The sequence below is a fragment of the Enterobacter cloacae complex sp. SHL021 genome (assembly GCF_049237765.1).
Classification (GTDB): domain Bacteria; phylum Pseudomonadota; class Gammaproteobacteria; order Enterobacterales; family Enterobacteriaceae; genus Enterobacter; species Enterobacter cloacae.
In genome coordinates, this window is sequence record NZ_JBMKJG010000010.1 from 1 (window position 1) to 13,241 (window position 13,241).

The following is a 13,241-nucleotide window of genomic DNA, read 5'->3' on the forward strand; positions in this document are numbered from 1 at the left end:
ATACGTCTTCGATTGGCAGCAGGAATGGCTTGTCAATCGCACGCTCTGGTTCTGGGATGTAAGAATCCAGGTAGCCAGCCAGTTCGATGATTTTCGCTTCCCACTCTGCGTCGCCTTCCAGCGCTTTCAGCGCGGAACCACGAACGATTGGGGTATCGTCGCCTGGGAAATCGTACTGAGACAGCAGTTCACGAACTTCCATCTCTACCAGTTCCAGCAGCTCTTCGTCATCAACCATGTCGCATTTGTTCAGGAACACGATGATGTAAGGAACGCCTACCTGACGACCCAGCAGGATGTGCTCACGAGTCTGAGGCATTGGGCCGTCAGTCGCAGCTACTACCAGGATCGCGCCGTCCATCTGCGCAGCACCGGTGATCATGTTTTTAACATAGTCGGCGTGGCCTGGGCAGTCTACGTGTGCGTAGTGGCGAGTCGGGGTGTCATACTCAACGTGAGAGGTGTTGATGGTGATACCACGAGCTTTTTCTTCTGGTGCGTTATCGATCTGGTCGAATGCACGAGCAGAACCACCGTAGGTTTTTGCCAGAACGGTAGTGATTGCAGCGGTCAGCGTTGTTTTACCATGGTCAACGTGGCCGATAGTACCGACGTTAACGTGCGGTTTTGTACGTTCAAACTTTTCTTTAGACATCGATTGTCCCTCTAAGACACGGATAAATCGGTGATATCACCACATCAACCAGGCGAAATGCCTGAACTGTTGAATCAAGTAAAATTGAAACAGAGAGAAACGGGAAGGAGAAGTGAAGTGGTGCTGATACCCAGAGTCGAACTGGGGACCTCACCCTTACCAAGGGTGCGCTCTACCAACTGAGCCATATCAGCACGTATTGGAGCGGGCAGCGGGAATCGAACCCGCATCATCAGCTTGGAAGGCTGAGGTAATAGCCATTATACGATGCCCGCATCCTGAAACTCGGCTACCCAGTTCTTTCTGTAACAAAAAAAGAGATTTCTCTCTTTTTAAGTTCGAGCTGATTCAGCTTTTAAACCAGCTCCGGCGGCATTTACGCTGCCAGAAAGTGGTGGTGGGGGAAGGATTCGAACCTTCGAAGTCTGTGACGGCAGATTTACAGTCTGCTCCCTTTGGCCGCTCGGGAACCCCACCGGACTTGATGGTGCCGACTACCGGAATCGAACTGGTGACCTACTGATTACAAGTCAGTTGCTCTACCTACTGAGCTAAGTCGGCATCAAGTAGCGCGCATTCTATGGATACCTGCGCGGTCATGCAACTAAAAATTTGCATAAAACGTTCTTTCGCTCACATTTTATGCTAACCACGCATCAAGCGCTGTAAAAGTAGTCATTCGCGGTCAAATATTCAACATATATGAGCGAATTGCATCGCATACACCGTAGCGTGACGGCTTCCGCGTAACGCAGCGCTTTCCATCTTTTTTCTTATTATTCCTGTCATCTGGTGTTAACCTCCTGCCCATTGTCCAAAATTAACTGTGTGATGAGCCATGATCCGGCAGTGTGATGCTGGCTCACTGAAGCATGCTTATGAGCAAAAAAGAGCAAACGTTAATGACGCCTTATCTTCACTTTAACCGCAGCCAGTGGGCTGCCCTGCGTGATTCCGTCCCTATGACGCTGACGGAAGGTGAAATCGCACGGTTAAAAGGGATAAACGAAGATCTGTCCCTGGAAGAAGTGGCAGAAATTTATCTCCCCCTCTCACGCTTGCTTAACTTCTATATCAGTTCCAACCTGCGCCGTCAGGCGGTGCTGGAACAGTTCCTTGGAACTAATGGTCAACGCATTCCTTATATCATCAGTATTGCTGGCAGCGTGGCGGTAGGTAAAAGCACAACCGCGCGTGTCTTGCAGGCTCTCCTGAGCCGCTGGCCAGAACACCGCAGCGTGGAGCTGATCACCACCGACGGCTTTCTGCACCCCAATGAGGTGTTAAAAGAACGCGGGCTGATGAAGAAGAAGGGCTTCCCGCTCTCTTATGACATGCACCGTCTGGTGAAATTTGTCTCTGACCTGAAATCCGGCGTGCCTAACGTCACGGCGCCGGTCTATTCGCACCTGATTTACGATCGCATTCCGGGCGGAGACAAAACGGTGGTGCAGCCAGACATTCTGATTCTGGAAGGGTTAAATGTGCTGCAAAGCGGGATGGATTATCCTCACGATCCACATCACGTGTTTGTCTCTGACTTCGTCGATTTCTCTATTTATGTCGATGCACCGGAAGATTTACTGCAAAGCTGGTATATCAACCGCTTCCTGAAGTTCCGCGAAGGGGCGTTCACCGACCCGGACTCCTATTTCCATCACTACGCCCAGCTTTCTGAAGAAGAGGCGGTGAAGGTGGCGACGGGCCTGTGGAACGAGATCAACTACGTAAACCTGAAAGAGAACATTCTCCCTACCCGCGAGCGGGCGAGCCTGATCCTCACCAAGAGCGAGAAGCACGCTGTCGACCAGATTCGTTTGCGGAAATAGGTTAGCAGACATAAAAAAACCGGCTCAACGCCGGTTTTTTTGTTTACGCCTGCGGCTTTTCGCCGTTTTCATCCTGATCGACCGCAAAGCAGGCCACCAGCTGACCGCGATAATCTTTCAGCTGCGGCTGTAGTTGGGTGCAAGGGCCAAAGCGGCGACTGCAACGGGCGTTGAATGCACATCCCGGAGGTGGATTCAGCGGACTTGGCAGTTCACCGGTCAGCTTAATACGCTCGCGACGATCGTCCGGGTTCAGGCGCGGTGTCGCAGAGAGCAGCGCCTGGGTGTATGGGTGGCGAGGGTTATTAAAGATCTGATCTTTCGTCCCCTTCTCCACGCAGCGCCCCAGATACATCACCATCACTTCATCAGCGATATGCTCTACCACCGACAGGTCGTGGGAGATAAATACGTAAGACAGCCCCAGCTCCTGCTGCAGATCCATCATCAGATTCAGCACCTGTGCGCGCACGGAAACGTCGAGCGCTGAGACCGGTTCATCGGCAATCACGACATCCGGATCGAGCATCAGGCCACGGGCGATGGCGATACGCTGGCGCTGACCGCCAGAGAACATATGCGGGTAGCGATCGTAATGCTCGGTTTTCAGGCCGACTTTCGCCATCATCGCCAGCGCTTTTTCACGACGCTGCTCTTTGCTGAGATTACTGTTAATCAGCAGCGGCTCTTCCAGAATCTGCCCCACTTTCTTGCGCGGGTTCAATGAACCGTACGGGTTCTGGAACACAATCTGGATTTTCTGGCGACGCAGCTTCTGCGCCTGCGGATCGTGCTTGAGCAGATCCTGTCCCTGATAATAGAGCTCGCCGCCGGTAGGCGTTTCAATCATCGTCAGCAGACGGCCTAAGGTTGATTTGCCGCAGCCCGACTCCCCGACCACCGCCAGCGTTTTGCCGCGTTCGAGGGTAAAGGAGACGCCGTCCAGCGCTTTCACCAGGCGCTCAGGGGCAAAAATCCCCTTCTTCACCGGGTAGTGTTTTTTCAGGTCGATAGCCTGCAACAGCGGTTGTTGCGTGGTGGCCTGTTGCGTACTCATAGTGTTGGCCTCCCGGCATCATCGAGTGGGTAGTGGCATTTCGACTGACGACCGTCAGCCAGCTGGTTCAGCTCAGGCTCTTCGGCACGGCATTTATCCGTCGCATACGGGCAACGCGGATTCAGCAGGCAGCCCTGCGGACGGTCATATTTACCCGGTACCACACCCGGCAGCGACGCCAGACGCGCTTTATCCTGGGCAAACTCCGGCAGCGCACGTAAAAGCGCCTGGGTATACGGATGACGCGGTGCGCGGAAGATATCGTGCGAACTTCCGGTCTCCACCACCTGTCCTGCATACATCACGATGATTTTGTGTGCAGCTTCAGCCACCAGCGCCAGGTCGTGCGTAATCAGCACCAGCGCCATGTTCTCTTTCTGCTGCAGTTCCAGCAGCAGCTCGATGATTTGCGCCTGGATGGTCACGTCCAGCGCTGTGGTCGGCTCATCGGCAATCAGCAGTTTTGGCCGACAGGCAATTGCCATCGCGATCATCACACGCTGACTCATCCCGCCAGAAAGCTGATGCGGGTAGACATCAAGGCGCGATGCCGGATCAGGGATCCCCACCTGGTTCAGCAGGTCGATCGCCCGCTGACGACGGGTTTTCTTGTTACCGCCCTGATGGACCTTGATCGCCTCCATAATCTGGAAGCCCACAGTGTAGCAGGGGTTCAGGCTGGTCATCGGGTCCTGGAAGATCATCGCCACTTCCGCGCCCACCAGCTGGCGGCGCTGTTTCTCGGAAATGCGCTTCAGATCCTGACCATTGAACTGCAGGTTTTCCGCCATCACGCGGCCCGGATAATCGATCAGCCCCATAATCGCCAGCGAGCTTACGGACTTACCGGAACCGGATTCCCCAACAATGCCAACCACTTCGCCCTGATTTACGCTGTAGCTGATGCGGTCCACGGCGCGAAACGGGGTGCCTTCATCGCCGAAGTGCACCGATAATTTATCTACATTTAATAACGCCATCTCGTGCCTCTTACTGCTTCAGTTTGGGATCAAGTGCATCGCGCAGACCATCACCCATCAGGTTAAATGCCAGCACCGTCAGCAGAATTGCCAGACCCGGGAAGGTGACAACCCACCAGGCGCTTTGTGCGAACTGCAACACGTCGGAGAGCATCGTGCCCCACTCCGGTGTTGGCGGCTGCGCACCCATGCCCAGGAAGCCAAGAGCGGCCATATCAAGAATGGCGTTAGAGAAGCCGAGCGACGCCTGAACAATCAGCGGCGCAAGGCAGTTCGGGAAGATATTGACGAACATCTGGCGCATCGCACCGGCACCGGCCACGCGGGACGCGGTGACGTAGTCGCGGTTCACTTCCACCAGCACTGCCGCACGGGTTAAACGCACGTAGTGGGGGAGTGCCACGAAGGTCAGCGCAAGCGCGGCGTTACCGATCGACGGGCCAAATATCGCCACCAGCACCAGGGCCAGCAGCAGGCTTGGCAGCGCCAGCATGATGTCGACGATACGCATGATGATGTTATCAACAATGCCGCCAAAATAACCCGCAACCAGGCCGAGGATGATCCCCATGATCAGGGACAGCACCACCACCAGGCAGCCCACCAGCAGCGACAGGCGCGCGCCGTACATCAGACGCGACAACACGTCGCGACCTACATCATCGGTACCCAACAGGTGAGCCAGGCTCCCGCCGTCCTGCCATGCAGGGGGGGCCAGCAGCGCGTCACGGAACTGATCCGCCGGGTTATACGGTGCAAGCACGTTTGCAAACACGGCAATCAGGATCATGACAGAGACATAGACCAGCCCCACTACCGCGCCTTTATTGCGCTTGAAGTAGTGCCAGAATTCCTGCAGCGGCGTCATTGGAACCGGTGCAGCAACCACTTTATTTTCAGAAACGTGTGACATGATGGCCCCTTACTTCTTATGACGAATACGCGGGTTCACCACGCCGTACAGCAAATCGACCAGCAGGTTGACGAGAATAATCATCGTCGCGACCAGCAATACACCGCCCTGCACGACCGGATAGTCACGGCGTTGCAGCGCGTCAATCAGCCAGCGGCCAAGGCCCGGCCAGGAGAAGATGGTTTCGGTCAGGATCGCCCCTGCCAGCAGCGTACCCACCTGCAGACCGATAACGGTCACCACCGGCAACATGGCGTTACGCAGCGCATGAACGATGATGACTCGCATACGCGTCAGGCCCTTGGCACGCGCGGTACGAATATAATCCTCGCCCAGCACTTCCAGCATTGACGAACGGGTCATACGCACGATCACCGCCAGAGGGATCGTACCAAGCACCATCGCCGGCAGGATCATATGCGCGACCGCATCAATAAAGTTGCCCTCTTCGCCCCATATCGCCGTATCAATCAGCATAAAGCCGGTCAGCGGGTTGGAATCATCGAGGAAGACCATATCGCTGACACGTCCGGAGACCGGCGTCAGGTTAAGCTGCACCGAGACCAGCATAATCAGCATCATGCCCCACCAGAAGATCGGCATGGAGTAGCCGGTCAGCGCCAGGCCCACGGCGGTGTGGTCAAAAATAGAGCCACGTTTAACGGCAGCCAGCACCCCGACAGGGATACCTACCGCAGTTGCAAAAATCATGGCGCAGATGCCAAGCTCCAGTGTCGCTTTAAAACGCGGCACGAACTCGTCCCACACCGGAAGACGGCTTTTCAGTGAAATCCCTAAGTCACCATGCATGACACCCCAGATATAGTGGAGGTACTGCTGCCACATCGGCTTATCGAGGCCGAGTTCAGCCAGCAGCTGCGCATGACGTTCAGGGGAAATACCACGCTCGCCCGCCATAATCATTACCGGGTCGCCGGGGATCATATGGACGAAGGCAAAAGTGAGAAGGGTGATACCGATAAACGTGGGGATGACAAGTCCCAGACGTCGGAGGATGAACTGCAACATAACCCGGATTCTCTCTGAAGACGCACGACCAGTGGCGTGGCGTCTGTATTGCTCACAAATGTAAATTCCCTCTCCCGCAGGAGAGGGTTAGGGTGAGGGCAAGCATGGCACGCCCCTCACCCTTGCCCTCTCCCAATGGGAGAGGGAGAACACCCTACTGATTATTCAACAGATACGTTTTCGAAGTGGTGTTTGCCCAGCGGATCAACCACGTAGCCTTTCACTTCTTTGCGCACTGGCTCGTACACGGTGGAGTGAGCAACAATCAGAGCCGGAGCCTGATCGTGCATAACAACCTGTGCCTGCTTGTAGAGTTCAATACGTTTGTTGTGATCGTCGGTGGCACGTGCCGGCTGGATCAGGTCTTCAAACGGCTTGTAACACCAGCGAGAGTAGTTAGAGCCGTCTTTTGCCGCCGCGCAGCTGAAGAGGGTGGCGAAGAAGTTGTCCGGATCCCCGTTGTCACCGGTCCAGCCCATCATCACTGCCTGATGCTCACCCGCTTTGGCGCGCTTCAGATACTCGCCCCACTCGTAGGTAACAATCTTGGCCTGAACGCCGATTTTCGCCCAGTCAGCCTGAACCATTTCAGCCATACGGCGTGCGTTCGGGTTGTACGGACGCTGTACCGGCATCGCCCACAGTTCAACGGTAAAGCCTTTATCCTGCCCTGCTTCCTTCAGCAGCGCTTTCGCTTTCTCTGGGTCGTAGGTGTAGTCTTTAACGTCATCGTTATAGCCCCACATGGTTGGCGGGATCAGGTTTTTAGCCGCAACGCCGGCGCCCTGGTAAACGGCCTTGATGATCGCTTCTTTGTTCACCGCATAAGTCAGCGCCTGACGCACTTTCACGTCATCAAACGGTTTCTTCTCGGTGTTGAATGAGAGATAGCCCACGTTCAGGCCAGCCTGCTCCATCAGGTTGATATTCTTGTCCTGCTTCATGCGGGCGATATCAGCCGGGTTCGGGTATGGCATAACCTGGCATTCGTTTTTCTGCAGTTTTGCGTAACGCACAGACGCGTCAGGCGTGATGGAGAAGACCAGACGGTCGATCTGTGGTTTGGTACCCCAGTAGCCCGGGAACGCTTTGTACAGAATACGGGAGTCTTTCTGGTACTGCAGCAGCTGGAACGGACCGGTACCGATTGGGTTCAGGTCCACTTTTTCCGGCGTGCCGGCTTTCAGCATGTTGTCCGCGTACTCTTTAGAGAGGATAGAGGCGAAGTCCATGGCCAGGTCAGCCAGGAATGGCGCTTCCGGGCGAGTCAGCACGAACTGAACGGTTTTATCGTCCACTTTTTTCACTTCAGCGATCAGGTCTGGCAGACCCATCCCTTCGAAGTACTCATAGCTGCCGCCGGACACTTTGTGGTACGGGTTCTGAGCGTTTTTCTGACGATCGAAGGAGAACACAACGTCATCGGCGTTGAAGTCGCGCGTTGGTTTGAATTCTTTGCTGTCCTGCCACTTCACGCCCTGGCGCAGGTGGAAGGTATAGGTTTTACCGTCTTCGCTGACGTCCCACTTCTCCGCCAGGCCAGGAATCACTTCCGTGGTACCGGTTTTGAATTCAACCAGACGGTTATAGATCGGCACAGAGCTTGCGTCGTAAGTCGTACCAGAGGTAAAGAGCTGTGGGTTAAAGCCTTCCGGCGAGCCTTCAGAACAGTAAACCAGGGTTTTTGCCTGTACGCTTGCTGCCACGGTCATAGCCACCAGGCTCAGACCAAGCTTCAGCATCCCTGACTTCTTCAAGGAAATACTCATTATTCTGCTCCAATGTGATGTTTTGCTTTGTTGTGTTACGCCGCCTGACCTTTATTTATTTTTTACCCGGTCCGGTCGGTGATGCCCGAAGGCGTTAAAGGGATGGAGAATCCTTTCAGAAGAGCGTTGGAGTTGCAGCGCAGATCGTCCCTGAAATGCCCCTCGTGCCCTACAATCTGTCAACAGAATGTGAAAACGTCAATACAGGTAACGGGGATTTACGCTGAGTGTGAGAAACCGCAAACAAAGATTAAAAAAACTATGTACGCCAGTTTTCAGCAGGGAAATTTATGCTACTCGTCATGTTGCAGCACAAATATCTTCATATTTCGCAACAATCAGTGATTAACTTTTATTCAGAATGGGTAAATTTTCTTGCAGAACGGTGATTATCTGAGCACTAAATGCCGCGAACGTTAAAACGCACAGCGAAAAATGCTGAGGTTATCCATAAGCAACGCGAAAAAAGATCAATCTATATATAAAAAAATACAATGGATTATGTCACAAAATCACGAACAGGCAGGAAGAAGCAGGACTAAGAGGTGTTTTGGCTAATCTGGACGAATAAAGCGTTAATGCAAAAAGGGCTAACCTTGCGGTTAGCCCTTTTTTGAATGTGGTCGGCGAGAGAGGATTCGAACCTCCGACCCACTGGTCCCAAACCAGTTGCGCTACCAAGCTGCGCTACTCGCCGAATGCGGAGCGCATCTTACTGCTGAGGTGCGCCCCCGTCAATCCCTTAATTTAAAAAAGCCATCCAACTGGCGATAAACTCGCCAGGCAAGCTACTGCGCGGCTTTCTGGCTGCTTTCAGGCAGTTTGCACCAGTTGTTATTTTCGTTAATCCCCCCGTCCGGAGAGGTATAACCCAGGCACCCCATGATGGTGTCGTACAACTCAACGTGACGGCGCGGTACCTTAATTTCTGCCTGCTGTTTCAGATGAGCAAACATTTTGGCTTTGTCAGGGTTCTCCAGGTACTTATCTGACACCCACATAATCATCGGTACACGGAATTGCTCCGGCGGCGCCAGCTTACGCGGCGTACCGTGCAAATGCTCTTGCTCGTTGATGGACTCGCCGTGATCAGCCGCATAGATCACAATCGCTTTCTTATCGCGAAGCTGGTCAATTACCCGGCTGAGGAACGTATCCACATACAGCACCGAGTTATCATAGGCATTAATCAGCTCCTGCTTGCTGCAGTATTTATTAATACCGATGCACTCAGGTTGCCATTTTGCGAAATCACGCGTGTAACGCTGATAGTAGCTGTAGTGCGATCCCTTGGTGTGCAGAACAATAAGATGCTTACCCTGCGGATGATTTTTCAGCGACTGCTCCATTTCTGAGAGTAGCAGCATGTCATCAACGGTCTTACCGCGGTTACGCGGCTCGGCGCCAATCTGCTCACGGTACGCGATGTTATCTGCAAGGGTGTTGGTGTAGAACCACATCTCACTTTGCATGGCGAACAAGTCTGAGCTGAAGCCAAGCTGCTTCAGTACGGCAAATACATTCTGCTCTTTAAGGGTACGCTGCGGGTTATCACTCGCACCGCCTTCACGTACAAACATACAGCGCAGCGAAAGCTTTGTGGCGGTATCACAAGAATAGCCGCGGTAAGCCACCAGGTTCTTTTCCTGTGCCAGTTTAGGCGTGGTATCACGGTCATAGCCCAGAATACCCATATGATCCCAGCGCGTTGTTTCACCAATAACAAACACGACGTAAGTATCATCGAGCCCGTCAGCGGGTGCCTCGTAGTGGAATTTTTTGGTCGGATTCATCAGCGATTTCACATCGCTGGATTCATCCGCCTGCGCCCAGGCATAGAGACCTAACGCTGAAAGCCAGTTTGACGGCAGATACGAGTTGGCCACAACTCCGCCATAGCTTGGCATATCGACACCCGTTGCCTTTTCGATGCGTTTTTGCTGTTTTTCCATCAGGCGAATAGGCGCCCATACCAGCAAACCGGCCAGCAGGACCACGGCGACAGTGCGGATCCGCTGTCCACGAGTGCGCAACTGGCGTAACAACGTATAGCGGCAGGTATTACTCCAGATAAAGAAGAGTGGGAGCAGACAGGTTAAAATTGTCCAGACGATAAAGCCTTTACCCACAACCTCTTTCGAGAGGTCAATGTCAGTGGTCATTACCGACGCAACGATACCGTAGCCTATGACGACGTTCATAAAGGTCATGTAATAGCTGGCGGCGGCGGAAATTATCACCACCAGCGAGGCCAGAATTTGCCACGTGCGACGGCCGAAGAGAGATAACAGGCGTAACAAGAAAAATGTAGCAAGGACTGAGCCGAACACTTCAATAGCGGCAAAAATTCCATTTCTTACGGTGAGGTCTTCGAAATAACCTTCCACTCGTCTGAACAGCACCGCGCCATTCAGAAATAATCCGATATAGACAGCCAGCATCAGACACAATCTTTGCTGGGTAATAGACCTAATGTATTTCATGCAAACAACCCTGGGGGAAGGGGTATAAAGACCCGCCGAATCTCAGTGAGAAAGCGGACAGAGTAAGTAAATGCGTAAGAAAGCGTTATCAGAAACGTCTACAAGCGCCGTAAGTAGACCACAGCGGGAGAGAAAAGTGGCAGCGGAGAATGTGATCGGTGCAAATTTTTACAAAATAACAAGTCTGGAAGCATATCAAATAAAAGTTAAAGAGGCCGTTAAGGCCTCTTTAATTTAGGTTAAGCATGTGCTTCATTAAACACTTCGCGCTGCGGCTGCCGAATCGTCGTCGACAGGGCCAGTGAAATAATCAACAGGGCGAATATTACGCAGAAGGTGACATAGAATCCGCCGAACAGCGAGGCAATTAACGAGCCGCAAATGCTGCCGATGCCAAAGCCTAAGTAAATCACGCCGTAATTTTTCGCCAGGTTGTTCAGACCAAAGAACTCGCTCACCAGTGACGGGAACACCGTGATGGTGCCGCCGAAGTTAAAGGCCACGCAGGCAATCGCAGCAAAGAAAGTCGCTTCATTCAGGGGCGCAAACAGCAGGGCCGCCATACCCACCAGTGAAACCACCTGTCCAAGGGTAATCACGCGGATACGGGCAATCTTGTCGGACAGGATACCCAGCACCAGACGACCAGACAGGTTAGCGATAGAGATCACGGTCACCGCGTTTGCCGCCGTCATGGCATCCAGTTTAACCATGCCCTGCGCGATATCTTTCGCCACACCAATCACATACAGGCCACTCATGCAGGCCGTCAGGAACATCACCGCCAGCATCCAGTACTGGGGTTTACGCATGGATTGAGCCAGGGTGAAGTCATTCTCCACCACGCCGTTAACGGTTTTCACTTCCTGCTGCGGTGCGTCTTTCATCAGCGTCGCGCCAAACAGGATCATCACCAGGACGATAGCCCCCCAGATCATGAAGGTTTTTTCGAGGCCAACCGACGCCAGCAGATGAGAGTCGATAAATTTAAATCCGAGGCTGCCCAGGCCATAAGAACCGATGGCAAACGCGGAGATTAACCCTTTACGCTCCGGGAACCATTTGACGCAGTTTGACAGGGTCAGCAGATAACCGGCACCGTCCGCCAGACCAACCAGTACCCCGGCGCTCAGCCAGAGCATCATCAGGTTGTTTGAATACGCCGTCAGGAAAAAGCCCAATCCCAGCAGGATCCCCGAGGCCATCGTGACGCGTTTCACGCCGAACCGCTCCTGCAATTTGCCCGCAACCGAAGAGGACAGCGCCAGCCCAAGGCTTAGCAAACCGAAAGAGAACGCCACCTGACTGATCGGCGCGCCGAGCTTGTCGGAAAGGGCACTGTTAAACAGGCTCCAGGTATAGACCGAGCCCAACGCAAACTGGGTGACGATGGTGCCAAAGAGCGTCAGCCAGCGTGTACGATTGTAGGAAGATGTATTCATGGCAGTTGTCCTGCAAGAGAAAGTAAGGGAATTTGCTGAGGACAACGATAAACAAAACCCTGATCCAGCTGGGGGAAAACGGCATGAGATGCAGGAGAAACGGAATGAAATGCCTGGAATCGGGAATGAACGACCTTGCCGGGGAATGAAGCGACAGAATGTTAGTGCCCGCTATCGCTACAACCCCCACGGTTATTGTATTCAAGATGTTAACGTGACGTTTAAAATAGTAACAACGTTAGAAATTTGCACTTACGCCCAGCGTGTACAAAAACTGCTCTCCCGTCGTGCTGTCCTCCCCCTGCGCTAAGGAAGCATACGCCGCCATGTGCGAGGTGAAAGGGATATCGGTGCCTACGGTGACATCCATCCAGTTGCCATTTTGAGCCGGGGCAGGCGTTTGCGGCATCCCGAACTGGGATTTCCACTGATTTTCACCATACTGCTGGTTATAGCTAATCTGCGCCCAGGGACGAAGTTCGCCATATTGCGTATCCACGCGCCAGCCTAGCGTACTCACGCTGGCATGCCACAGGGGATCGGTCAGCGCCTGGGTTGTCACGCTATCACCAAACTCATTAATCATCATTGGCGTGGTACCGTCATAACGCCATGCCACCACCGGGCCGGTCGTGACATGACCCGCCAGCGGAAAATTCCAGCCGACGCTCATCGCCCCCGCGGAGGTCGAGCCAGAGGGCAGATTCAGAGCCAGCCCCGGCGCATTTTGCGAAGACTGGATGCGCTCCGCCAGGATATCGTCATAACGCGGTTGGTGATCCGCATCCCATGTATAGCGTTCCGCCGTATTACTTTGCGGGTCTGAAACGATATATTCCTGTTGCCAGGCAAATGCTGAGTGACCAGAAAGCAGACAGGCTGAAATCCCCACCAGGCCAGAAACAGCATGGCGACCACTGATTTTTTTTATCATCAAAGCGACTCCAGAGAGAGCCGAATTCGGCGATTTTTATCATTGTTCAGGAAGAGGTTTTTAGGGCTTATGGCCCTGTATTAACTATTGTCTTTACAGGTCACACGTCAAGCCTGACGGAATGAAATTTTTGCGATAACCGTGTCATAA

Annotated in this window: 10 protein-coding genes and 5 tRNA genes; 1 reads left to right on the forward strand and 14 read right to left on the reverse strand. The window is 53.4% G+C overall.

What is annotated here, in order from left to right; genetic code table 11:
• The 5 genes from ACOTZF_RS11690 to ACOTZF_RS11710 all read right to left on the reverse strand — a co-directional run.
• On the reverse strand, window positions 1–655 hold a 655-nt coding region (locus ACOTZF_RS11690; RefSeq protein ID WP_421636094.1), incomplete at its 3' end, for a GTP-binding protein.
• Between the two features lie 118 nt (window positions 656–773).
• Window positions 774–849: transfer RNA gene (locus ACOTZF_RS11695), tRNA-Thr, on the reverse strand.
• A 6-nt stretch (window positions 850–855) separates the two neighbouring features.
• Window positions 856–930, reverse strand: a tRNA-Gly gene (locus ACOTZF_RS11700).
• Window positions 931–1,047: 117 nt separating this feature from the next.
• Window positions 1,048–1,132: transfer RNA gene (locus tag ACOTZF_RS11705), tRNA-Tyr, on the reverse strand.
• 8 nt (window positions 1,133–1,140) lie between these two features.
• Window positions 1,141–1,216, reverse strand: a tRNA-Thr gene (locus tag ACOTZF_RS11710).
• A gap of 317 nt (window positions 1,217–1,533) precedes the next feature.
• Here ACOTZF_RS11710 and coaA point away from each other — a divergent pair.
• Window positions 1,534–2,484: a type I pantothenate kinase gene (coaA, locus tag ACOTZF_RS11715; protein ID WP_013094996.1), complete on the forward strand. Its 951-nt coding sequence runs from the start codon at window positions 1,534–1,536 to the stop codon at window positions 2,482–2,484.
• Window positions 2,485–2,527: 43 nt separating this feature from the next.
• Here the strand turns inward: coaA and dppF are convergent, their stop codons facing one another.
• From dppF to ACOTZF_RS11760, 9 genes are all read right to left on the reverse strand, one after another.
• Window positions 2,528–3,541 carry a dipeptide ABC transporter ATP-binding subunit DppF gene (gene dppF / locus ACOTZF_RS11720; RefSeq protein WP_014830234.1) on the reverse strand — a complete coding sequence of 338 codons (1,014 nt, stop codon included), beginning with the start codon at window positions 3,539–3,541 and terminating at the stop codon, window positions 2,528–2,530.
• Window positions 3,538–4,521, reverse strand: a complete 984-nt coding sequence (gene dppD / locus ACOTZF_RS11725; RefSeq protein ID WP_013094994.1) for a dipeptide ABC transporter ATP-binding protein — start codon at window positions 4,519–4,521, stop codon at window positions 3,538–3,540. Before dppD ends, dppF begins: the two co-directional genes overlap by 4 nt.
• Before the next feature lie 10 nt (window positions 4,522–4,531).
• On the reverse strand, window positions 4,532–5,434 hold the full coding sequence (gene dppC, locus ACOTZF_RS11730; protein ID WP_020684504.1) for a dipeptide ABC transporter permease DppC: 903 nt from the start codon (window positions 5,432–5,434) through the stop codon (window positions 4,532–4,534).
• Between the two features lie 9 nt (window positions 5,435–5,443).
• Complete coding sequence (gene dppB / locus ACOTZF_RS11735) at window positions 5,444–6,463, reverse strand: dipeptide ABC transporter permease DppB (protein ID WP_014830232.1); 1,020 nt, start codon at window positions 6,461–6,463, stop codon at window positions 5,444–5,446.
• Window positions 6,464–6,624: 161 nt separating this feature from the next.
• Window positions 6,625–8,232: a dipeptide ABC transporter periplasmic-binding protein DppA gene (dppA, locus tag ACOTZF_RS11740; protein WP_023620080.1), complete on the reverse strand. Its 1,608-nt coding sequence runs from the start codon at window positions 8,230–8,232 to the stop codon at window positions 6,625–6,627.
• Between the two features lie 620 nt (window positions 8,233–8,852).
• Window positions 8,853–8,929: transfer RNA gene (locus tag ACOTZF_RS11745), tRNA-Pro, on the reverse strand.
• 91 nt (window positions 8,930–9,020) lie between these two features.
• A complete protein-coding gene (gene eptB / locus ACOTZF_RS11750; protein WP_129317944.1) occupies window positions 9,021–10,715 on the reverse strand; it encodes a kdo(2)-lipid A phosphoethanolamine 7''-transferase in 1,695 nt (564 codons plus the stop codon).
• 239 nt (window positions 10,716–10,954) lie between these two features.
• Window positions 10,955–12,157 (reverse strand): L-lactate MFS transporter, encoded by a 1,203-nt coding sequence (locus ACOTZF_RS11755; protein ID WP_029882721.1) that lies wholly within the window; start codon window positions 12,155–12,157, stop codon window positions 10,955–10,957.
• Between the two features lie 238 nt (window positions 12,158–12,395).
• The gene (locus ACOTZF_RS11760; RefSeq protein WP_023620076.1) at window positions 12,396–13,094 is read right to left on the reverse strand and encodes an autotransporter domain-containing protein; all 699 of its coding nucleotides are present in this window, start codon (window positions 13,092–13,094) and stop codon (window positions 12,396–12,398) included.
• Window positions 13,095–13,241 lie beyond the last annotated feature (147 nt).

Excerpts from the sequence above, each read along its gene's own strand:
- coaA (WP_013094996.1), top strand. The coding sequence starts at position 1,534 with ATGAGCAAAAAAGAGCAAACGTTAATGACGCCTTATCTTCACTTTAAC.
- dppF (WP_014830234.1), bottom strand. The coding sequence starts at position 3,541 with ATGAGTACGCAACAGGCCACCACGCAACAACCGCTGTTGCAGGCTATC.
- dppD (WP_013094994.1), bottom strand. The coding sequence starts at position 4,521 with ATGGCGTTATTAAATGTAGATAAATTATCGGTGCACTTCGGCGATGAA.
- dppC (WP_020684504.1), bottom strand. The coding sequence starts at position 5,434 with ATGTCACACGTTTCTGAAAATAAAGTGGTTGCTGCACCGGTTCCAATG.
- dppB (WP_014830232.1), bottom strand. The coding sequence starts at position 6,463 with ATGTTGCAGTTCATCCTCCGACGTCTGGGACTTGTCATCCCCACGTTT.
- dppA (WP_023620080.1), bottom strand. The coding sequence starts at position 8,232 with ATGAGTATTTCCTTGAAGAAGTCAGGGATGCTGAAGCTTGGTCTGAGC.
- eptB (WP_129317944.1), bottom strand. The coding sequence starts at position 10,715 with ATGAAATACATTAGGTCTATTACCCAGCAAAGATTGTGTCTGATGCTG.
- ACOTZF_RS11755 (WP_029882721.1), bottom strand. The coding sequence starts at position 12,157 with ATGAATACATCTTCCTACAATCGTACACGCTGGCTGACGCTCTTTGGC.